Origin of the sequence: Bradyrhizobium sp. SMVTL-02, from assembly GCF_051853005.1 — a bacterium.
GTDB lineage: Bacteria > Pseudomonadota > Alphaproteobacteria > Rhizobiales > Xanthobacteraceae > Bradyrhizobium.
In genome coordinates this window covers 6,749,971-6,769,100 of sequence record NZ_CP182469.1, presented here as the reverse complement: position 1 = coordinate 6,769,100, position 19,130 = coordinate 6,749,971, and the positions used below count along the sequence as shown (strand labels likewise).

At 65.1% G+C, this 19,130-nt stretch carries 16 protein-coding genes; 12 read left to right on the top strand and 4 right to left on the bottom strand.

Features of this window, described 5'->3' with window-relative positions; translation table 11 throughout:
- Positions 1-114 precede the first annotated feature (114 nt).
- The 3 genes from ACNJYB_RS32320 to cysD form a co-directional block, all read right to left on the bottom strand.
- Positions 115-2,280, bottom strand: a complete 2,166-nt coding sequence (locus ACNJYB_RS32320; RefSeq protein ID WP_439370555.1) for a malate synthase G — start codon at positions 2,278-2,280, stop codon at positions 115-117.
- Between the two features lie 617 nt (positions 2,281-2,897).
- Positions 2,898-4,814, bottom strand: a complete 1,917-nt coding sequence (cysC, locus tag ACNJYB_RS32315; RefSeq protein WP_439370554.1) for an adenylyl-sulfate kinase — start codon at positions 4,812-4,814, stop codon at positions 2,898-2,900.
- Between the two features lie 19 nt (positions 4,815-4,833).
- Positions 4,834-5,628 (bottom strand): sulfate adenylyltransferase subunit CysD, encoded by a 795-nt coding sequence (gene cysD, locus ACNJYB_RS32310; RefSeq protein ID WP_439370553.1) that lies wholly within the window; start codon positions 5,626-5,628, stop codon positions 4,834-4,836.
- Positions 5,629-5,873: 245 nt separating this feature from the next.
- Here cysD and cysG point away from each other — a divergent pair, with 245 nt between their 5' ends.
- The 12 genes from cysG (at position 5,874) to ACNJYB_RS32250 (ending at position 17,108) form a co-directional block, all read left to right on the top strand.
- Positions 5,874-7,298 (top strand): siroheme synthase CysG, encoded by a 1,425-nt coding sequence (gene cysG, locus ACNJYB_RS32305; protein ID WP_439370552.1) that lies wholly within the window; start codon positions 5,874-5,876, stop codon positions 7,296-7,298.
- Positions 7,295-7,612 (top strand): DUF2849 domain-containing protein, encoded by a 318-nt coding sequence (locus ACNJYB_RS32300; protein ID WP_439370551.1) that lies wholly within the window; start codon positions 7,295-7,297, stop codon positions 7,610-7,612. Before cysG ends, ACNJYB_RS32300 begins: the two co-directional genes overlap by 4 nt.
- A 10-nt stretch (positions 7,613-7,622) precedes the next feature.
- Positions 7,623-9,278, top strand: coding sequence for a nitrite/sulfite reductase (locus ACNJYB_RS32295; protein WP_439370550.1), 1,656 nt, complete (start codon positions 7,623-7,625; stop codon positions 9,276-9,278).
- The gene (locus ACNJYB_RS32290) at positions 9,265-9,780 is read left to right on the top strand and encodes a DUF934 domain-containing protein (RefSeq protein ID WP_439370549.1); all 516 of its coding nucleotides are present in this window, start codon (positions 9,265-9,267) and stop codon (positions 9,778-9,780) included. Before ACNJYB_RS32295 ends, ACNJYB_RS32290 begins: the two co-directional genes overlap by 14 nt.
- The gene (locus ACNJYB_RS32285; RefSeq protein ID WP_439370548.1) at positions 9,777-10,502 is read left to right on the top strand and encodes a phosphoadenylyl-sulfate reductase; all 726 of its coding nucleotides are present in this window, start codon (positions 9,777-9,779) and stop codon (positions 10,500-10,502) included. Before ACNJYB_RS32290 ends, ACNJYB_RS32285 begins: the two co-directional genes overlap by 4 nt.
- A gap of 120 nt (positions 10,503-10,622) precedes the next feature.
- Positions 10,623-11,612: a sulfate ABC transporter substrate-binding protein gene (locus ACNJYB_RS32280; RefSeq protein WP_439370547.1), complete on the top strand. Its 990-nt coding sequence runs from the start codon at positions 10,623-10,625 to the stop codon at positions 11,610-11,612.
- An 88-nt stretch (positions 11,613-11,700) separates the two neighbouring features.
- The gene (gene cysT, locus ACNJYB_RS32275) at positions 11,701-12,486 is read left to right on the top strand and encodes a sulfate ABC transporter permease subunit CysT (RefSeq protein ID WP_439375699.1); all 786 of its coding nucleotides are present in this window, start codon (positions 11,701-11,703) and stop codon (positions 12,484-12,486) included.
- Positions 12,487-12,496: 10 nt separating this feature from the next.
- Positions 12,497-13,420, top strand: a complete 924-nt coding sequence (gene cysW, locus ACNJYB_RS32270; RefSeq protein ID WP_439370546.1) for a sulfate ABC transporter permease subunit CysW — start codon at positions 12,497-12,499, stop codon at positions 13,418-13,420.
- Entirely contained in the window at positions 13,410-14,444 is a 1,035-nt protein-coding gene (locus ACNJYB_RS32265; protein ID WP_439370545.1) for a sulfate/molybdate ABC transporter ATP-binding protein, read from the top strand. Before cysW ends, ACNJYB_RS32265 begins: the two co-directional genes overlap by 11 nt.
- A 100-nt stretch (positions 14,445-14,544) precedes the next feature.
- Complete coding sequence (locus tag ACNJYB_RS32260) at positions 14,545-15,048, top strand: CAP domain-containing protein (protein ID WP_439370544.1); 504 nt, start codon at positions 14,545-14,547, stop codon at positions 15,046-15,048.
- A gap of 94 nt (positions 15,049-15,142) precedes the next feature.
- Entirely contained in the window at positions 15,143-16,318 is a 1,176-nt protein-coding gene (locus ACNJYB_RS32255) for a DUF3734 domain-containing protein (protein ID WP_439370543.1), read from the top strand.
- 1 nt (position 16,319) lies between these two features.
- Positions 16,320-17,108: a 3-hydroxybutyrate dehydrogenase gene (locus ACNJYB_RS32250; RefSeq protein WP_439370542.1), complete on the top strand. Its 789-nt coding sequence runs from the start codon at positions 16,320-16,322 to the stop codon at positions 17,106-17,108.
- A gap of 354 nt (positions 17,109-17,462) precedes the next feature.
- On the opposite strand, the gene ACNJYB_RS32245 is transcribed toward ACNJYB_RS32250, so the two are convergent.
- Entirely contained in the window at positions 17,463-18,830 is a 1,368-nt protein-coding gene (locus ACNJYB_RS32245; protein ID WP_439375698.1) for a flippase, read from the bottom strand.
- Positions 18,831-19,130 lie beyond the last annotated feature (300 nt).

Genomic DNA, 19,130 nt, shown 5'->3' with positions numbered 1-19,130 from the left:
GCTGGCCGTACAACGCAAAGGCGCGTGCAGCCGTTCCGGCAAGCTGTCGCGACGTTTCGTCCAACAAAAAAGCCCCGGCTCGCGCCGGGGCTTTTGACACTGGCGTGACCTGGTTCAACCCTGCGCCTTCGCCTCGCGGCGGCGCGCGGTGAGGATGTATTCGGTGTAACCGTTCGGCTGCTCGCGTCCCCTGAAGATCAGGTCGCACGCGGCCTTGAAGGCGACGCCGTCGAAGGCCGGCGCCATCGGCTTGTAGATCGGATCGGCGGCGTTCTGCTTGTCGACGACGACGGCCATGCGCTTGAGCGACTCCATCACCTGCGCCTCGGTGATCACGCCCTGGTGCAGCCAGTTGGCGAGATGCTGGCTGGAGATGCGTAACGTCGCGCGGTCTTCCATCAGGCCGACATCGTGGATGTCGGGCACCTTGGAGCAGCCGACGCCCTGGTCGATCCAGCGCACGACATAGCCGAGGATGCCCTGGCAGTTGTTGTCGATCTCCTGCTTGACGTCATCGGGCGCCCAGTTCGACTTCGACACCGGAATGGTGAGGATGTCGGAGAGCTTGGCGCGCGGACCGCCCTTGGTCAGCTCCTGCTGGCGCGCGATCACGTTGACCTGGTGATAGTGCAGCGCGTGCAGCGTCGCTGCTGTCGGCGAGGGCACCCAGGCCGTGGTGGCACCGGCCTGCGGATGGCCAAGCTTCTGGGCCAGCATGTCCGCCATCTTGTCGGGCGCGGCCCACATGCCCTTGCCGATCTGGGCGTGGCCGGGCAGGCCACAGGTCAGGCCCATGTCGACGTTCCAGTCCTCGTAGGCCTTGATCCAGGCCTGCGCCTTCATCTCGTTCTTGCGGATCATCGGGCCCGCTTCCATCGAGGTGTGGATCTCGTCGCCGGTGCGGTCGAGGAAGCCGGTGTTGATGAACATGATGCGCTTGGAGGCGCGCTGGATGCAGGCCTTGAGGTTGACGGTGGTGCGCCGCTCCTCGTCCATGATGCCGACCTTGAGGGTGTTCTCGGGCAGGCCCAGCATCTTCTCGACGCGATCGAAGATCTCGCAGGTGAACGAGACCTCGTCGGGGCCGTGCATCTTCGGCTTGACGATATAGGCCGATCCCGTGCGGCTGTTTTTGACCGTGGAGTTGCCCTTGAGGTCGTGGATCGCGAGCAGGCCGGAGACGGCGGCATCGAGCAGGCCTTCCGGCACTTCCTCGCCCTTCTCGTCCAGCACCGCGTCGGTGAACATGTGGTGACCGCAATTGCGCATGAGCAGCAGGCTGCGGCCGTGCAGCTTCACTTCGCCCTTGCCGTCGGGCGTCTTGTAGACGCGGTCGGCGTTGAGCGAACGCGTCAGCGTCTTGCCACCCTTCTCGAAGTCGGCCGACAGCGTGCCGTTCATCAGGCCGAGCGTGTTGCGGTAGACCAGCACCTTGTCTTCGGCGTCGACCGCGGCGACCGAGTCCTCCATGTCCAGGATGGTCGAGACGGCCGCTTCCATGATCATGTCGGCGACGCCGGCCGGATCGTCCTTGCCGATCGTGCTGCCACGATCGATCTTCACCTCGACATGCAGGCCGTTGTTGACGAGCAGCACCGCACTCGGCGCGGCGGCGTCGCCCTGGAAGCCCGCGAACTGAGCGGCGTTCTTGAGCGCGGTCGCATTGCCGCTCTTCAGCTTCACCGCGAGCTGGCCCGCGACGACGCTGTAGGCGGTGACGTCGGTGTGGCTGCCGGTCGCAAGCGGCACCGCGCTATCGAGGAACGCCTTGGCTTTCGCGATCACCTTGTCGCCGCGTGCCTTGTTGTAGCCCTTCCCGCTCTCTGAGGGATCGTGCGGGATCGCGTCGGTGCCGTAGAAGGCATCGTAGAGCGAGCCCCAGCGCGCATTCGCCGCGTTCAGCGCGTAGCGCGCGTTGGTGAGGGGCACGACGAGCTGCGGGCCGCAGATCTTGCCGATCTCCTCGTCGACATTGGCGGTCTCGACCTTCTGCGTCGCGGGCTCGGGGACGAGATAGCCGATCTCCTTCAGGAAGGCGGTATAGGCGTCGAGGTCGAACGCCTTGCCTTTGTTGGCGCGATGCCAGTCGTCGATCTTGGCCTGCAGCGTGTCACGCACCGCCAGCAACGCGCGGTTCTTCGGTCCCAGCTCCTTGATGATGGCGGCAACCCCGGCCCAGAACGCATCCGGCGCGATCCCCGTTTTCGGGGCCGCTTCCTTGGCGATGAAGTCAAACAGGACGGGAGCGATCTTCAATCCGTGGGCGTCGACGCGTTTCATGATGGGCTTTCTTGTTGGAAATGGCTGTTTTTGGCTGCTTTTGACCCGACTGCAGCAAAATGCGCCCACGAGGAGCGGCTTTCGGGACCTATTAGCCCCAAAATCGGGGCGGTGAGAAGACCCCCGAGGGTCTGTCAAAATGTCAAGAAGAGGTGGGGAAGGCAGCAGAGGCTTGAGCCCGGCTCCCTGCCACGCGCACAACTACGCTCCCTACCCCCTTGTGGGGGAGAGCGGGGGAGAGGGGTGGCCCGGCAAAAGGCGTGTCGGAGATCGACGGAGCGGAATGCTCTTGCTGATGGAGAGAGTCCCGTGTGGACCCCTCTCCCGAACCCTCCCCCACAAGGGCAGGGCTATCGCATATGACTCGTTGCGGCGGCCTGGGCGCACGCCTCGTCCTTCGAGACGGCGCTTATGCGCCTCCTCAGGATGAGGCTGATCAGCGTCAGTGCCCGTTGAAACTGCTGCCGCGCACTCCGTCCTCATCCTGAGCAGCCCGCCTGAAGCAGGCGTCTCGAAGGATGGCCGGAAAAGTTTTCAAATGCGATAGCCCTGCCCCACAAGGGGACGGGAACGCACTAACTGTGTGGTGGTTGCGCGTGCACCAACGAGAGTGCGCTTCAAATATTCGCGGCGAGGTCCACGATTTCGTCGAACAGCACGCCGGATGTCTTCAGCATTTGCTCGATCTCGTCCGCCGCCTCCGCAACCGTCCGCTTCGACGTGTCGATCACGAGCTCGGCGGCCTGCGGCGCCTCGTAGTCGTTGCCGATGCCGGTGAACGAGGCCAGCGCGCCAGCGCGGGCTTTCTTGTAGTGGCCCTTGGGGTCGCGCTCCTCGCAGATGCCGGCCGGCGTCGCGACATGGATTTCGCGGAACGCGGTGTCGGCGATGCGGCGCGCGGCGGCGCGGTCCTCGCGGGCCGGCGAGACGGCCGCGACGATCGCGATGTGGCCGTTGCGGGCCAGATGCGTCGCCACTTCGGCGAGGCGGCGGATGTTCTCGCTGCGATCAGCAATGGAGAAGCCGAGATCGCTGTTGAGGCCGGCGCGCAGCGTGTCGCCGTCGAGCAGGATCGGCGAGCCGCCATTGGTGAAGAGACGCCGCTCCAGCGCCCGCGCCAGCGTCGACTTGCCGGAGGCCGGCAGGCCGGTGAGCCAGACCACGGCGCCGTTGTGGCGATAGCGCGCCGAACGCTCGTCCGGCCGCAGCGCCGATTCCACCGGCACGATGTCGACCGGCACGGCACGCTGGCCGGCATCGACCGACAGCACGAGGCCGCCGCCGGCGATGCGCCCGGAGACCTCGATCACGAGCCGGCCGGTGCGCGGGTTCTCGGTGTAGGGATCGGTGGCAATCGGATTCGAAAGAGAAATGTCGATCTCGCCGACATGGTTACGGCCGATCGCCTTGTTCTCGCTGCTGGAGAGCTCGCCGGGATCGACCGCCTTCTCGATCGCCACCACGGTGGCGCGGCTTTCCTTCGGTCCGCAGCGCACCAGCAGCTGGTCGCCCTTGGCGAGCGGCTTGTCGTGCAGCCAGAAGATGCGCGCGCGCAGGCGGCGTGTCTCGCGCGGCGGAATGCCCGCATGCGCGACGATGTCGCCGCGCTCGATGAACAGCTCGCGGTCGAGCGTGATGCCGACCGAGCGGCCGGCGCCTTGCCGTCCCGCGACCGGCGTCACCGGCCAGCTCTCGACCGTCTTGATCTTGGCGATCTTGCCGGCCGGCATGATCACGATCTCGTCGCCGGCTTTGAGGCTGCCGGATTCGATGCGGCCCGCCACGATGCGGCGGTCGTCGAACTTGTAGATCGCCTGCACCGGCAGGCGCAGCGCCAGCGCTTCCAGCGGCCGTGCCGGCTCGAGTCGGTCGAGCGCCTCGACCACGGTCGGTCCCTTGTACCAGCCGATGCGGTCGGTGCGCATCGCAACGCCGTCGCCATCTCGCGCCGAGATCGGGATCACCGCGGTCGGGGTTACGCCGAGGCCATTGAGATGCGCGGAGATCTCGTCGCTGATCTCCTTGAAGCGGTCAGCGGAGAAGTCGACACGGTCCATCTTGTTGACGACGACAGCGACCTGCTTCACGCCGAGCAGATGCAGCAGATACCCGTGCCGCCGTGTCTGGTCGCGTACGCCTTCGAGCGCGTCGATGATCAGCACCGCACCGTCGGCCTGCGAAGCGCCGGTGATCATGTTGCGCAGGAATTCGGCGTGGCCGGGCGCGTCGATCAGGACGATGTCGCGCGAATTGGTGCGGAAGCGGATCTGCGTGGTATCGATGGTGATGCCCTGGTCCCGCTCGGTCTGCAGCGCATCGAGCAGGAACGACCATTCGAACGGCATGCCGCGCCGCGCGCTGACGGCCTTGAGCATTTCGAGCTTGCCGTCGGGCAGGCTGCCGGTCTCGTGCAACAGGCGCCCGACCAGCGTCGACTTGCCGTGGTCGACATGGCCGACAATGACGATGCGCACTTGCGGACGCGTGGTGCCGTTCGGGGTCGCAGGCGAAGCGGGGGTGACGATCATGTTCATAGCCGCAGAGCGTCCTTGATCAGAGATAGCCGGCGACACGAAGGCGCTCGAAGGCGTCCTCGGTCTCGTGGTCGAGCGCGCGTCCGGCGCGCTCCGGCACCTTGGTCTGCTCGAGCTCGATCAGGATCTCGTCGATGCTGGACGCTGTCGAATTCACGGGGTTGGTGATGTCTTGATCGCCCAGCGAGCGATAGCGCTTGCCGTCCTTGGCGAGATACAGCGGGATGATCGGGATGTTCTCGCGCTTGGTGTAGGCCCAGATGTCCGCCTCGGTCCAATGCAGGATCGGATGGATGCGCAAATGCGCGCCCTGCGGCGGCGATGCGTTGAAATGGTCCCAGAACTCCGGCGGCTGGTCGCGGACGTCCCAATTGCCTTCGAGCCCGCGCGGCGAGAACACGCGCTCCTTGGCGCGGGTCGCTTCCTCGTCGCGGCGGATGCCGGCGATCAGGCCGTCGAAGCCGTACTTTGCGAGCGCCATCTTGAGGCCCTCGGTCTTGCGCGCGGCCGATCGGGCGGCCGGCGGCAGCGTTGGGTCGACGGCATCGATCGGCGGGCAGGGCTCGACACGCAGATCGAGACCCCACTCCTTCCCGTAATGGTCGCGGAAGCGATACATCTCCGGAAACTTCTTGCCGGTGTCGACATGGAGCGCCGGGAACGGCATGCGGCCGAAGAACGCCTTGCGCGCCAGCCAGATCATGACGTTGGAGTCCTTGCCGAGCGACCACAGCAGGGCAATCTTCTTCAGCCGGGCAAAGGCCTCGCGGAAGATGTAGATGCTCTGCGCCTCGAGCTGGTCGAGATGGTCCATGCGGGGGGCAACATCAGCAGAAAATTCTTGCGAGCCCGAGCGTCCGACGGGGGCCGGGCTGCTGACTCCGACAACACCGGAATCGTCCTTGAGAAGATGCATCTCTGCCACTTTGCGTTTGGAGGCGAAAATTCTATAGTTGCGCTGCAGAAGAGAAGAAAAAATTTTCTCTTTGCGCGCTCGAAACGACACATATATAGAAAATAATTCCAGTCAACCCCGGATGTAGGGGAAGCGAGTATCGCATGCGGTTCTTGCCGGTGTTCCTCGATCTGAAGGCCGGTCCGGTGATCCTTATCGGCGCGGGTGAGCTTTTGCGCGCCAAGCTGCGCGTGCTCGCCGCTGCCGGCGCGCGCCTCCGCGTGCATGCGATCGACGGCAATCAAGACCTCAGTGTCAATTCCGAGGACGCTTCGCGCGTCGAAATCGCCACCGGCGATCCGCTGACCGCCGATCTCGCCGGCGTTATCGCCGTCGTTTGCGCGGGCGCAGGCCATGTCGGTGTGGCGATGTCGGCCCGGGCGAAGGCGCTCGGCCTGCCCGTCAACGTCATGGACGATCTCGAGAATTCCAGCTTCATCTTCCCGGCCATCGTCGATCGCGGCGATGTCGTGGTCGCGGTCGGCACCGGCGGCACTTCACCGGTGGTGGCGCGGCGTGTGCGCGAGAAGATCGAGGCGCTGCTGCCGGCGCGCGTCGGCGAGCTCGCCGAGTTCATCGGCACCTTCCGCAAGTCCATCAACGAGCGCATCGCCGAGTTTCCGTTGCGCCGGCGCTTCTGGGAACGCGTCATCGACGGCCCGATCGGCGCCGCCGTGCTCGCCGGCCGCAAGGACGAAGCCGACGCATCGCTCAAGGCCATTGCCGATCCCTCGGATTTCGCGCGAGCCGACAAGCCGGAAGGCTCGGTCACGCTGGTCGGCGCCGGCCCCGGCGATCCCGATCTGCTCACCATCAAGGCGCTGCGCGCACTTCAGGACGCCGACATCGTCTTCCACGACGAGCTGGTTTCACCCGAGATTCTCGACCGCATCCGCCGCGACACCTCGCGCGTGCCGGTCGGCCGCCGCGTCGGCAAACCCGGCATCGGTCAGGACGCCATCAACAAGCGCATGATCGAGGCCGCGCAATCAGGCCAGCGCGTGGTCCGGCTCAAGGGCGGCGATCCCTTCGTGTTCGGCCGCGGCGGCGAAGAGATCGAGGCGCTGCGTGCCGCGGGCGTTGCCTATTCGATCATCCCCGGCATCACCGCAGGCCTCGGCGGGGCCGCCGATTTCGAGGTGCCGCTCACCTACCGCCGCGAGGCGACCCGCATCACCTTCCTCACGGCGCACAAGGCGCGCGATGCCGAAGCCGTGGACTGGTCGACGCTGACCGACACCAGAATGACGGTCGTGGTCTACATGGGCATGACTGCGGCACCCGCCGTGCGCGCCGGCCTGTTCGCGGCCGGGCGTTCGCCGGAGACGCCGGTCGGCGTGTTCGCCCGCGTCACGCGGCCCGATGCGCAGGGCGCCGTTGGTACGTTGCGCGACCTCCCCGAACTCGTGCGGCGGATCCATGGCGGTCCCGCCATCCTCATCATCGGCGACGTGGTCCGGCATGCCGGCTCGCTTCGTCGTCAAACCCCAAAGCAAATCATCTCTGACCTATTGGATGCAGCCGAATGACCTCCCCGCTCGAACAGAAGAAGATCAGGATCTCCGGCCCCTCGGTGGTGACGGCCAACCGCACCTGGGACGGCATCGTGGTCTACCGCACCGCTGCCAAGAGCTGGTCCGCGGACCTCTCGGAAGCCGCGATCGTGCGCAACTCCGACGAGGCGAAAGCGTTGCTTGCGGAAGCCGTGGCCGATGACGTCGGTGCCATCGGCCCCTATATCGCCCCGGTGCAGGTCGGCGACGACGGCAAGATCCTGCCCGGCAATCTGCGCGAACAGATCCGCCGCACCGGTGTGACAATCGGACAGCCGGTCCAGGCTTAAGGCATCGCTTATGTACGCTTACGACGAAATCGACCGCACGCTCGTCAACGAGCGCGTCTCGGAGTTCCGCGACCAGGTGAAGCGGCGCCTCTCCGGCGAGCTCACCGAGGACGAGTTCAAGATCCTGCGCTTGCAGAACGGCGTCTATCTGCAGCTGCACGCCTATATGTTCCGCGTCGCGATCCCCTACGGAACGCTGGCAACGAACCAGTTGCGGGCGCTGGCGCATGTTGCGCGCAAATACGATCGCGGCTATGGCCATTTCACCACGCGACAGAACATCCAGTTCAACTGGATCAAGCTCGCAGAGCTGCCGGACGCGCTGGCTGATCTCGCCGAGGTCGGCATCCATGCGATGCAGACCTCCGGCAACAACATGCGCAACGTCACCTCGGACCAGTGGGCCGGTGTCGCCCCGGGCGAGATCGAGGACCCGCGCATCTGGTCGGAGCTGATCCGCCAGCACACCACGCTGCATCCGGAATTCTCGTTCCTGCCGCGCAAGTTCAAGATCGCGATCACCGCGTCGGACCATGACCGAGCCGCGATCAAGATCCACGATATCGGCCTGCGGCTGATCAAGAACGAGAAGGGCGAGACCGGCTTCGAGGTGCTGGTCGGCGGCGGCCTCGGCCGCACCCCGTTCATCGCCAAGACCATCAAGCACTTCGTGCACGGCCGCGATATCCTCAGCTACATCGAGGCGATCCTGCGCGTCTACAACCAGTACGGTCGCCGCGACAACATCTACAAGGCGCGCATCAAGATCCTGGTGCACGAGCTCGGTATCGAGAAGTTCTCGCGCGAGGTCGAGGAGGAGTGGCAGCAGATCCGCAACTCCTCGCTCCAGATCGACGACGAGGTGATCGAGGACATCCGTTCGCGCTTCACCTATCCGGCGTACGAGAAGCTGCCGCACATGCCGGACGAGCTGCGCCAGGCCGCGGCCGATCCCGAGTTCGAGGCCTGGCGCAAGAACTCGGTGGCTCCGCACAAGGTGCAGGGCTATTCGATCGTCACCATCTCGCTGAAGCCGACCGGCGGGCCTCCGGGCGACGCCACGGCCGAGCAGATGGATGCGCTGGCCGATCTCGCCGACAAATATTCCTTCGGCGAGATCCGGGTCGGCCACGAGCAGAACCTGGCGCTGCCGCACGTCGCCAAGCGCGACCTGCCGGCGCTGTGGAAGGCGCTCGACAAGCTCGGCCTCGCAACGCCCAACGTCAACCTGATCACCGACATCATCGCCTGCCCGGGTCTGGACTATTGCTCGCTGGCGAATGCGCGCTCGATCCCGATCGCGCAGGAACTGACGCGGCGCTTCGCCAATCACGAGCTCGCCAATCTGATCGGCCGTCTCCACATCAACATCTCCGGCTGCATCAATGCGTGCGGCCATCACCATGTCGGCCATATCGGCATTCTCGGCGTCGAGAAGAACGGCGAGGAGGTCTACCAGATCACCATCGGCGGCCGCGCCGACGAGAACGCCGCGCTCGGCACCCTGATCGGTCCTGGCGTGAAGTTCGACGAGGTCGCTGATGTCGTCGAGGACATCGTGGAAGCTTATCTGGCGCTGCGCGAGCGCCCGGAAGAGTTGTTCATGGATACGGTGAAGCGCCTCGGCGTCGAGCCCTTCAAGGAGCGCGTCTATGCCACTCGTTAACGGCGGAAAGATCGCCGACGATAGCTTCGTCAAGCTCGCCGTCGACACCCCGCTGCCCGAGGGCGGCGACATCCTGGTGCCGGCCGAGCGCTTCCTCGGCGAGGCCGACGCGTTGCTCAGGCCTTCGGGCAAGGTCGGCGTGATCTGGCCGAACAATCGCGACATTGCCGAGCTCGTGCCCTATCTCGGCAAGATCGCCGCGGTCGCACTGGTGTTCCCGACCTTCCGCGACGGGCGCGCCTACAGCCAGGCGCGGCTGCTGCGCGAGCGATACAACTATCGCGGCGAACTGCGCGCGACGGGACAGGTGCTGCGCGACCAGTTCGTCTTCATGCTGCGGGCCGGCTTCGACTCCTTCGACGTCAAGAAGCAGGCCGACGCGGAAGCCTTCATGCAGACCGCCAAGCGCTATTCGGTGTTCTACCAGCCGACCGGCGACGGCCGGATCACGGCGCTGCACCGGCGCATGCAGCTGCGTCATTCCGAAGGTGTCGGCACGTGAACGCGATCGCGCCCCAGGTTTCGTCCGTCGCTGCGCTGCCTTCGGCGGAAGAGCTCGATCGCGCCCTGCGCGATGCGGCGCCCGCGCAGATCATTGCCGCGGCGCTGGAGACCGTCGGGCGCGAGAAGCTTGCGCTGGTGTCGTCCTTCGGCACGGAATCGGCGACGCTGTTGAAGGTGATGGCGGATGTCGATCCCGCGATCCCCGTGATCTTCCTCGATACCGGATGGCTGTTCGAGGAGACGCTGGCCTATCGCGACACGCTGATCGCGGCGCTGGGTCTGAAGGACGTGCGCTCGATCAAGCCGGCCGAGGAGACGCTGTCGCGCGAGGATCCCGACCGCGACCTCTGGTTCTCCGATCCCGATGCCTGCTGCCGCATCCGCAAGGTCGAGCCGCTGGCGCGCGCGCTGAAGCCGTTCGACGCCTGGCTCAACGGCCGCAAGCGCTTCCAGGGCAATGCACGCGCCGATATTCCCGTCGTCGAGGAAGACGGCGCGCGGTTGAAGTTCAATCCCTTCGCCAACGTGTCGCGCGAGGAACTCGAGGCGATCTTCGTCCGCGCCAAATTGCCGCGTCATCCTCTGGCTGTCTCCGGTTTCCTGTCGGTTGGGTGTATGCCTTGCACCAGCAGAACGGCCGAGGGCGAGGATGCGCGCGCCGGTCGCTGGCGCGGCCGGGCCAAGACAGAATGCGGCATCCACACGATGAAGACTTCGTAGCACAGTCAGGCTGTCACGCTGCGAACAAGAAAATCCGGTTCCGTTGACTTAAGAGCGTTTCACCCTGAGTTATGCCTGCCATCGATGACGCCGATGTCGTCGAGGTGAATGGAGATGGACATGATGCGCCGTATCGTCCCGCTCGCGGCAGGACTGCTTTGGGCAAGCTCGGCTCTCGCTGCCGACATCAATCTTCTGAACGTGTCGTACGATCCGACGCGCGAGCTCTATGTCGACTTCAACAAGGCGTTCGCGACCGCCTATCAGAAGGAAACCGGCAAGAGCGTCGAGATCAAGCAGTCGCATAACGGTTCGGGCGCGTCCTCGCGCAGCGTCATCGACGGCCTGCCTGCGGACGTGGTGACGCTCGCGCTCGCTTACGACATCGACGCGATTGCGGCCAAGGGATTGACCGCGGCCGACTGGCAGAAGCGGCTCCCGCAGAATTCGTCGCCCTATACGTCGACCATCGTGTTCCTGGTACGCAAGGGTAATCCGAAAGGCATCAAGGACTGGGATGACCTGATCAAGCCGGGCGTCGCCGTAATCACGCCGAACCCGAAGACGTCCGGTGGCGCGCGTTGGAATTATCTGGCGGCCTGGGGCTACGCCGAGAAGAAGTTCGGCTCGGCCGACAAGGCAAAGGACTTCATCGCCAAACTCTACCAGCAGGTACCGGTACTCGATACCGGCGCACGCGGTTCGACCGTGACTTTCGTCGAGCGCGGCGTCGGCGACGTGCTGCTCGCCTGGGAGAACGAGGCTTACCTCGCCTTGAAGGAATTTGGCCCGCAGAAGTTCGAGATCGTCGCGCCGCGCCAATCCATCCTGGCGGAGCCGCCGGTCGCGGTGGTCGACAAGGTCGTCGAGAAGAAGGGCACCCGCGGCGTGGCTGAAGCCTATCTCCAGTTCTGGTATACCAAGGAAGGGCAGGAGATCGCTGCGCGCAACTTCTATCGTCCACGCGACGCCGAGATCGCCAAAAAGTATGAAAACTCCTTTGCCAAGGTCGAGCTGTTCACGATCGACGATGTTTTTGGCGGCTGGACCAAGGCGCAGAAGGAACATTTTGCCGATGGCGGCGTCTTTGATCAGATCTACAAGAACTGATCGGGCGCCGTCATAAAAGGCTTTAGCAGGGGGCCTGGTGAGCGCACTCGCAGCACGACGCCGGACATTGCCGGGCTTCGGTCTCACGATGGGACTGACGCTTTCCTGGCTGTCAATCATCATCCTGATTCCGCTCGCCGGCCTGTTCCTGCGCACGCTGGAACTGAGCCCCGAGCAGTTCTGGGCCATCCTCTCCAGCCGCCGCACCCTGAACGCGCTTCGGGTCTCCTTCGGCCTCGCCTTCGCGGCGGCCTGCGTCAATCTCGTGATGGGCAGCATCATCGTCTGGGCGCTGGTGCGCTACCGCTTTCCCGGCCGACGCATCTTCGACGCCATCGTCGACGTGCCGTTCGCGTTGCCGACGGCGGTGGCCGGCGTCGCGCTGACCGCGCTGTTCGCCGAGAAGGGCTGGCTGGGCGCGCCGCTCGCCGCGCTCGGCATCAAGGTGGCGTTCACGCCGGTCGGCATCTTCGTCGCCATGATCTTCATCGGTATCCCCTTCGTGGTGCGCACGGTGCAGCCGGTGCTGCAGGATCTCGACCCCGAGATCGAGGAGGCCGCGGGCAGCCTGGGGGCCAGCCGCTGGCAGACCATCATCCGCGTGATCCTGCCCTCGCTCGCGCCGGCGTTGCTCACGGGCCTCGCGCTGGCCTTCGCCCGCGCCGTCGGCGAATACGGCTCGGTGATCTTCATCGCCGGCAATCTGCCGAACGTCTCCGAGATCGCGCCGCTCCTGATCGTGATCCGGCTCTCCGAATTCCGCTATGCGGATGCGACCGCCATTGCGGTGGTCATGCTCGTCGTGTCCTTCGTCATCATCTTCGCGGTCAACCGGCTCCAGCGCTGGGCGCAGAGCCGGATTCCGGCGCGCTGAGGGGGATGCCATGACGATGCAGATCGCAGATACCGTGTCGCTCTCGGCCTCCGATGCCAATGCACGTGAAAAGGCGCGCGCGCATGCGGCAGCCGCGCGCGACAACCTTCGTACCGAGCCGCGTGCGGTGCGCATCGCCATCATCACGCTGGCGGTGCTGTTCCTCACCGTCTTCGTCGTGCTGCCGCTGGTGGTCGTGTTCGCGCAGGCGTTTTCACGCGGCATCCTTGCCTATCTCGCTGCGCTCGCCGAGCCGGAGGCGATGGCGGCGATCAGGCTGACGTTGATCGTCGCGGCGATCTCGGTCGGCCTCAATCTGGTGTTCGGTCTCGTCGCCGCCTGGGCGATCGCCAAGTTCGAGTTCAAGGGCAAGACGTTCCTGATCACGCTGATCGACCTGCCGTTCTCCGTCAGCCCGGTGATCTCGGGCCTCGTCTTCGTGCTGCTGTTCGGCGCGCAGGGCTATTTCGGCGGCTGGCTGCGCGACCACGACGTCCAGATCCTGTTCGCGGTGCCCGGCATCGCGCTCGCAACCACTTTCGTGACGTTTCCCTTCGTGGCGCGCGCGTTGATCCCCTTGATGCAGGAACAGGGCACGCAGGAGGAGGAGGCCGCGATCTCGCTCGGCGCCTCCGGCCTGCAGACCTTCTTCCGCGTCACGCTGCCCAACATCAAATGGGGAGTGCTCTATGGCGTCCTGCTCTGCAATGCCCGCGCGATGGGCGAGTTCGGCGCGGTCTCGGTCGTCTCCGGCCACATTCGCGGCGAGACCAACACCATGCCGCTCCTGGTCGAGATCCTCTACAACGAGTACCAGTTCGTCGCCGCCTTCGCCATCGCCTCGTTGCTGGCGATGCTGGCGCTGATCACGCTGATCGCAAAATCCGTTCTCGAACGTCATCTCGACGAAGGAGAAGACGCAAGTGACTATTGAAGTCAGGAATCTCGTCAAGAAGTTCGGCAGCTTTGCCGCCCTCGACGGCGTCGACCTCAAGGTCGACAACGGCGAATTGCTGGCGCTGCTCGGGCCTTCCGGCTCCGGCAAGACCACCTTGCTGCGGATCATCGCTGGTCTCGACTGGCCTGACTCCGGTGAGGTCTCCTTCAACGGCGAGGACGCACTGGCGCAGGGTGCGCGCGAGCGCCATGTCGGCTTCGTGTTCCAGCACTACGCCCTGTTCCGGCATATGACGGTGTTCGAGAACGTCGCCTTCGGCCTGCGGGTGCAGCCGCGCGCGGTCCGCAAGGACGAAGCCACCATCCGAGCGCGGGTCAAGGAACTGCTCGACCTCGTGCAGCTCGATTGGCTTGCCGACCGCTATCCGAGCCAGCTCTCCGGCGGTCAGCGCCAGCGCATCGCGCTTGCCCGGGCGCTCGCGATCGAGCCGCGCATCCTCCTGCTCGACGAGCCCTTTGGTGCGCTCGATGCGAAGGTGCGGAAAGAGCTGCGCAAATGGCTGCGCTCGCTGCATCACGAGATCAACGTCACCTCGATCTTCGTGACTCACGACCAGGAGGAGGCGCTCGAAGTCGCCAACCGCGTCGTGGTGATGGACAAGGGTCGGATCGAGCAGATCGGCTCGCCCGACGATGTCTATGAGAGCCCGGCGACGGCGTTCGTCCACGGCTTCATCGGCGAGTCCATCGAGCTGCCGGTCCAGGTCGATGGCGGCGTGATCAGGCTCGGCGAGCGGCCGCTTCAGCTCGCCGCGGACGGGCTTGCGCCTGGCGCGTCAAAGCTGTTCGTACGGCGACATGACATGCTGGTCGGGCCGCCGGGCACCGGCGCTTTCGAGGGCGCGATCCAGCATGTCCGCAATTTCGGTCCCGTGCAGCGGGCCGAGATCGCGCTGTCAGGCGGTGAAACCATCGAGATCGATGCCCCCCGCGACAAGGAACTCCGCGCCGGCGACACCATAGGCCTCAATCCCCGCCGCTACCGGATCTTTGCGGGCTGAGGCCGCCGCCCCCGGAACGACAGCTACGATTTTCCTCAAAATTCACCTTTCAGCCACGGTTGGTATGCAACAACGGCCCCTCATTTGGGGGCCTCGATTCATGCGCGCTGCGGCCGCAATTCTCATCCTTTTGCTGCTCGCCGGCTGTGCGGGCAACGAAGCACCGGTCCAGCAGCCGTCGATGTATACCGACATGGCGGTCCCCGGAGCCCAGCTCGACCCGCAGGCCGCGGCTGTGATGATCTCGCAATACCGCCAGAACAACATGCTCGGCACGGTCGTGATCGACCCTGATCTGATGCGGCTCGCCGAATCCCAGTCGCAGGCCATGGCGGCCGCCAACAAGATGGACCACGATGTCCGCGCGCCGCTGGCCAAGCGCCTTGCTACCGGCGGCTATCCGGCCACGGTTGCCGTCGAGAACGTCTCGGCCGGCTATCATACGCTGGCGGAAGCGTTTTCCGGCTGGCGCGACTCGCCTCCGCACCGCGCCAACATGCTCAAGAGTGGTGTCACAAAATTGGGCATTGCCGCGAGCTATGCTCCTGGCACCAAATACAAGGTGTTCTGGACCATGATCCTGGCCTCGACAGAGCCCCGATAAGCCAGACTTGATCCCGGGATGCATTGACGCCGCGGCGGACTGTCGTCACGGTGGCGCGCCATTTGCTGTTGCTCCCTTATGCTATTGTTCTCTTATGACCGATCATAGACCGGAATCCGCCAGCGTCCCCGCCAATGCGCAACGCGTCCTGGTCCTGCAGGGCGGCGGCGCGCTCGGCTCCTATCAGGCCGGCGCCTATCAGGCGCTCTGCGGCTATGGCTTCGAGCCGGAGTGGGTCGCCGGCATCTCCATCGGCGCGATCAACGCCGCCATCATCGCCGGCAATGAGGGCCACTCCCGCGTCGCGCGGCTGAAGGAATTCTGGGAAATGGTCTCGGCGCCGGTGCCGTGGAAACCGGTCGGCAAGAGCGATCACAGCCGCGAGCTGTTCAACTCGACGAGCGCGGCGCTGATCGCCACCTTCGGCGTGCCCGGCTTCTTCGTGCCGCGCGTCCCGCCCGCGCCGATGTGGCCGCCTGGCCATCCCGAGGCCGAGAGCTATTACGATACCGCGCCGCTGAAGAAGACGCTGGAGCGGCTGGTCGATTTCGACCGCATCAACGACCTCAAGACGCGCTTCTCCGTCGGCGCGGTCGGCGTCACCTCGGGCAACTTCAGGTATTTCGACAATTACGAGTTCAAGAAGCTCGGCAAGAAGATCGGTCCCGAGCACATCATGGCCTCCGGCGCGCTGCCGCCGGGCTTTCCGTCCGTGATCATCGACGGTGAGCATTACTGGGACGGCGGCATCGCCTCCAACACCCCGCTCGATTACGTGCTCGACGCCGAGGTCGCGCGCGACATGCTGATCTTCCAGGTCGATCTGTTTTCCGCGCGCGGCGACCTGCCGAATTCGCTGCTGGAGGCCGCCGAGCGGGAGAAGGACATCCGCTATTCCAGCCGCACGCGCATGAATACGGACAAGAACAAGCAGATCCACAATGCCCGCCGGGCCGTGCGGGACTTGATTTCCAAATTGCCCGATTATCTCAAGAACGACCCTTCCGTCGAATTCCTTGCCAAGGCAGCACGTGAGAGCACTGTCACGGTGGTTCATTTGATCTATCGCAGCAAGAACTACGAATCCTCGTCCAAGGACTACGACTTCTCGCATGTCGCCATGGTCGAGCATTGGGAGGCCGGCGTGCGCGACGTTCACCTGTCGATGCGGCACAAGGACTGGCTCGAGAAGCCGCAGTCCGGCGAGACCATGGTGGCCTACGATCTCACGGGGGACGTCACCGCGCCCCCGCCAAAAAGGAGCGAATAACATGGGTACTCTGTCAGGCAAGAACGCCGTCGTGACCGGTTCGACCAGCGGCATCGGGCTCGCCTACGCGCGCGCCTTCGCTGGCGCCGGCGCCAACGTCGTCATCAACGGCTTTGGCTCGCCGGAAGACATCGAGAAGGAGCGCACCAAGATCGAGTCCGACTTCGGCGTGAAGGCCGTCTACTCACCCGCCGACATGAGCAAGCCCGCCGAGATCGCCGGCATGATCGCACTCGGCGAGAAGTCGTTCGGCTCGGTCGACATCCTCGTCAACAATGCCGGCATCCAGTTCGTCTCGCCGATCGAGGAGTTCCCGCCGGAGAAATGGGACCAGATCATCGCAATCAACCTGTCCTCGGCTTTTCATGCCATTCGCGCCGCGGTGCCCGGCATGAAGAAGAAGGGCTGGGGCCGCATCATCAACACGGCGTCGGCGCACTCGCTGGTCGCCTCGCCCTTCAAGTCGGCCTATGTGTCGGCCAAGCACGGCATCGCCGGCCTCACCAAGACCGTGGCGCTGGAAGTGGCAACCCACAAGATCACCTGCAACTGCATCAGCCCCGGCTATGTCTGGACGCCGCTGGTGGAGAAGCAGATCCCCGACACCATGAAGGCGCGCGGCCTGACGCGCGAGCAGGTCATCAACGACGTGCTGCTCGACGCGCAGCCGACCAAGGAGTTCGTCACCTCCGAGCAGGTCGCCGCGCTGGCGCTGTTCCTGTGCAGCGACGACGCCGCGCAGATCACCGGCACCAACCTGTCGATCGACGGCGGCTGGACGGCGGAGTAGGTCGCCCCGGTTCAGCCAGCTCGCTGTCATGCCCCGCCTTGACCGGGGCATCCAGTAGGCCCCGGCTCATCGATTCAATCACAGCTTTCTCGGACTACTGGATCGCCCGGTCAAGCCGGGCGATGACAGCGAGAGTGAAGCCCGGTCTCTGGCCTAATGCGTCCAGGTCAGCGCCGTCACGATCGCGGACGACAAGTTCAGCTCCGCGAACATGATCTTGCCGGCGACCACGAACAGCACGCTGGCAAGGGGCAGGCGCAGCACCGTCTCGGGGACGCGCGCCGCGCTGTTTTCGCCTCATTCGGCGGCATGCGGCGAAAGGGCCGTTCCCCGGCACCGGCAGGCGCGCAGCGCCTATTTGCCAAACGCCAGCACGTGCAGTCCCAGGCGCTGCCGGACGATCCAGAACAGCAGCACCGTCTCGAAGGTGAGCGAGATCGAGGTCGCGGCCGCCGCGCCATGGCCGCCGTAGCGCGGCACCAGGATGAGGCAGAGCACGAGGTTCATCGCGAAGGCGAGCGCATAGGCGAGCGCGCAGATCTTCTGCTCGCCGAGCATGTTGAGCAGGCGCTCGACCGGGCCGATCGCGGCGCGCACCACGAGGCCGATCGCGGCGACGAACATGATGTCGTAGCCGACCACGAATTGCGGCCCGAACAGCCGGAGCAGCGGCCTGCCGAGCGCGAGCAGCACGACGGTCGCCGCCAGCGACGGCCAGAACGTCCAGTTGATGGCGTGCGCGACGTAAGCCGACAGACGCCCCTTGTCGCCGCTGGCGTTGTATTCCGCGAAGCGATGCGCCGTCGTCGCCGACATCGCGTAGTGGATGAACGAGACCAGCGCCAGCGTCTTCACCACGGCGAAATAGACGCCGACCTCGTCGGACGGGCGGAACTGCTGCAGCACCAGCACATCGGTGTAGGAGAGGATCAGGTAGAAGCTCTCCACCAGCAGGATCGGCAGCGACACGGCGAGCCAGCCGCGCACGTCATAGGCCTTCGGCCCGGGTGTGATGTGATCGGCGAGCTTGCGGTTCAGCACCACCATCTGCCCGGTCATCGCGATCCACACCGCACCGAGGCTTGCGATCATCGCGGCGACCGCGCCGAGATGATAGCCGAGCAGGAACGCAGCGCCCGTGATGCCGATGATCAGCGCCTGGCGGATGATGAATTGCGGCATCAGGCCGAGCTGCATCCAGTCATGCGAGCGCGCGATGCCGTCCTGGGTGTTGGCGACGACGAAGGCGGGCAGCGTCATGCAGCCGATATAGAGCGGCAGCATCTGGCCGGCATCGACCCAGGGCGAAAGCAGTTTGACGATGCCGGCAAGGCCGAGCGACATCAGCGTGGAGGCGGCAAAGGTCAGCCAGCGGCTGCCGGAGAGGAAGCCGCGCAGCAGCGCATGCTCGCCGCTCGTGCGGTACTCCGGAATGATTTTCTGCGCGGAGGCCGAGATGCCGAGATCCATCATGCTGCCGAGCAGCAGCACCCAGGTCCAGACGTAGACGTAGATGCCGTAGTCGGACGTGCCCATCCAGCGCGCAAGCAGCACCTGCGAGACATAGGCAAGGCCCGCGCTGATCACGCGGATGATGAAGATTGTGCCCGCCAGTCGCCGCGTCAGCGACGCCTCGCTCGATCCGCCCGTGAGCCTTTCCCGCAGCCGCGCCATCAGCCCGGCCGGTCCGGTTGTTGCGGGTTGTGCATCCATGACGGCCACGTCGAGGTCCCCAAGCGTCCCGTACCAAGCGTTCCGCATGCTGCGGCAGCCTTTGACCTAGCAACCATTCGTTAAGATACGGTTGGGTCAATGATGTTGTCCCGGCCTAGGCGCGTACGCATGAACTGGCGCGGTGGTCAGGCCGTGTATGAGGTGAGTGCTGTGCCGAGAGGGCCAGCGACCATCAGCTGGAAGACAAGCGTCCTGGCTCCCCGTTGGTCCACTCAGGACGACAACCCCGGTCCGGTATGAAACAGGCGGCCCCTTGGGGCCGCCCGACTTGGCCTAAGTGCGGACGGG

Bases quoted from the DNA above. Each gene is read 5' to 3' on its own strand.
- ACNJYB_RS32290 (WP_439370549.1), top strand. From the start codon at position 9,265: ATGCCACTCGTTAACGGCGGAAAGATCGCCGACGATAGCTTCGTCAAG.
- ACNJYB_RS32255 (WP_439370543.1), top strand. From the start codon at position 15,143: ATGACCGATCATAGACCGGAATCCGCCAGCGTCCCCGCCAATGCGCAA.
- ACNJYB_RS32280 (WP_439370547.1), top strand. From the start codon at position 10,623: ATGATGCGCCGTATCGTCCCGCTCGCGGCAGGACTGCTTTGGGCAAGC.
- ACNJYB_RS32295 (WP_439370550.1), top strand. From the start codon at position 7,623: ATGTACGCTTACGACGAAATCGACCGCACGCTCGTCAACGAGCGCGTC.
- cysD (WP_439370553.1), bottom strand. From the start codon at position 5,628: ATGGACCATCTCGACCAGCTCGAGGCGCAGAGCATCTACATCTTCCGC.
- cysC (WP_439370554.1), bottom strand. From the start codon at position 4,814: ATGAACATGATCGTCACCCCCGCTTCGCCTGCGACCCCGAACGGCACC.
- cysT (WP_439375699.1), top strand. From the start codon at position 11,701: ATGGGACTGACGCTTTCCTGGCTGTCAATCATCATCCTGATTCCGCTC.
- ACNJYB_RS32320 (WP_439370555.1), bottom strand. From the start codon at position 2,280: ATGAAACGCGTCGACGCCCACGGATTGAAGATCGCTCCCGTCCTGTTT.
- ACNJYB_RS32260 (WP_439370544.1), top strand. From the start codon at position 14,545: ATGCGCGCTGCGGCCGCAATTCTCATCCTTTTGCTGCTCGCCGGCTGT.
- ACNJYB_RS32250 (WP_439370542.1), top strand. From the start codon at position 16,320: ATGGGTACTCTGTCAGGCAAGAACGCCGTCGTGACCGGTTCGACCAGC.
- cysG (WP_439370552.1), top strand. From the start codon at position 5,874: ATGCGGTTCTTGCCGGTGTTCCTCGATCTGAAGGCCGGTCCGGTGATC.
- ACNJYB_RS32300 (WP_439370551.1), top strand. From the start codon at position 7,295: ATGACCTCCCCGCTCGAACAGAAGAAGATCAGGATCTCCGGCCCCTCG.
- cysW (WP_439370546.1), top strand. From the start codon at position 12,497: ATGACGATGCAGATCGCAGATACCGTGTCGCTCTCGGCCTCCGATGCC.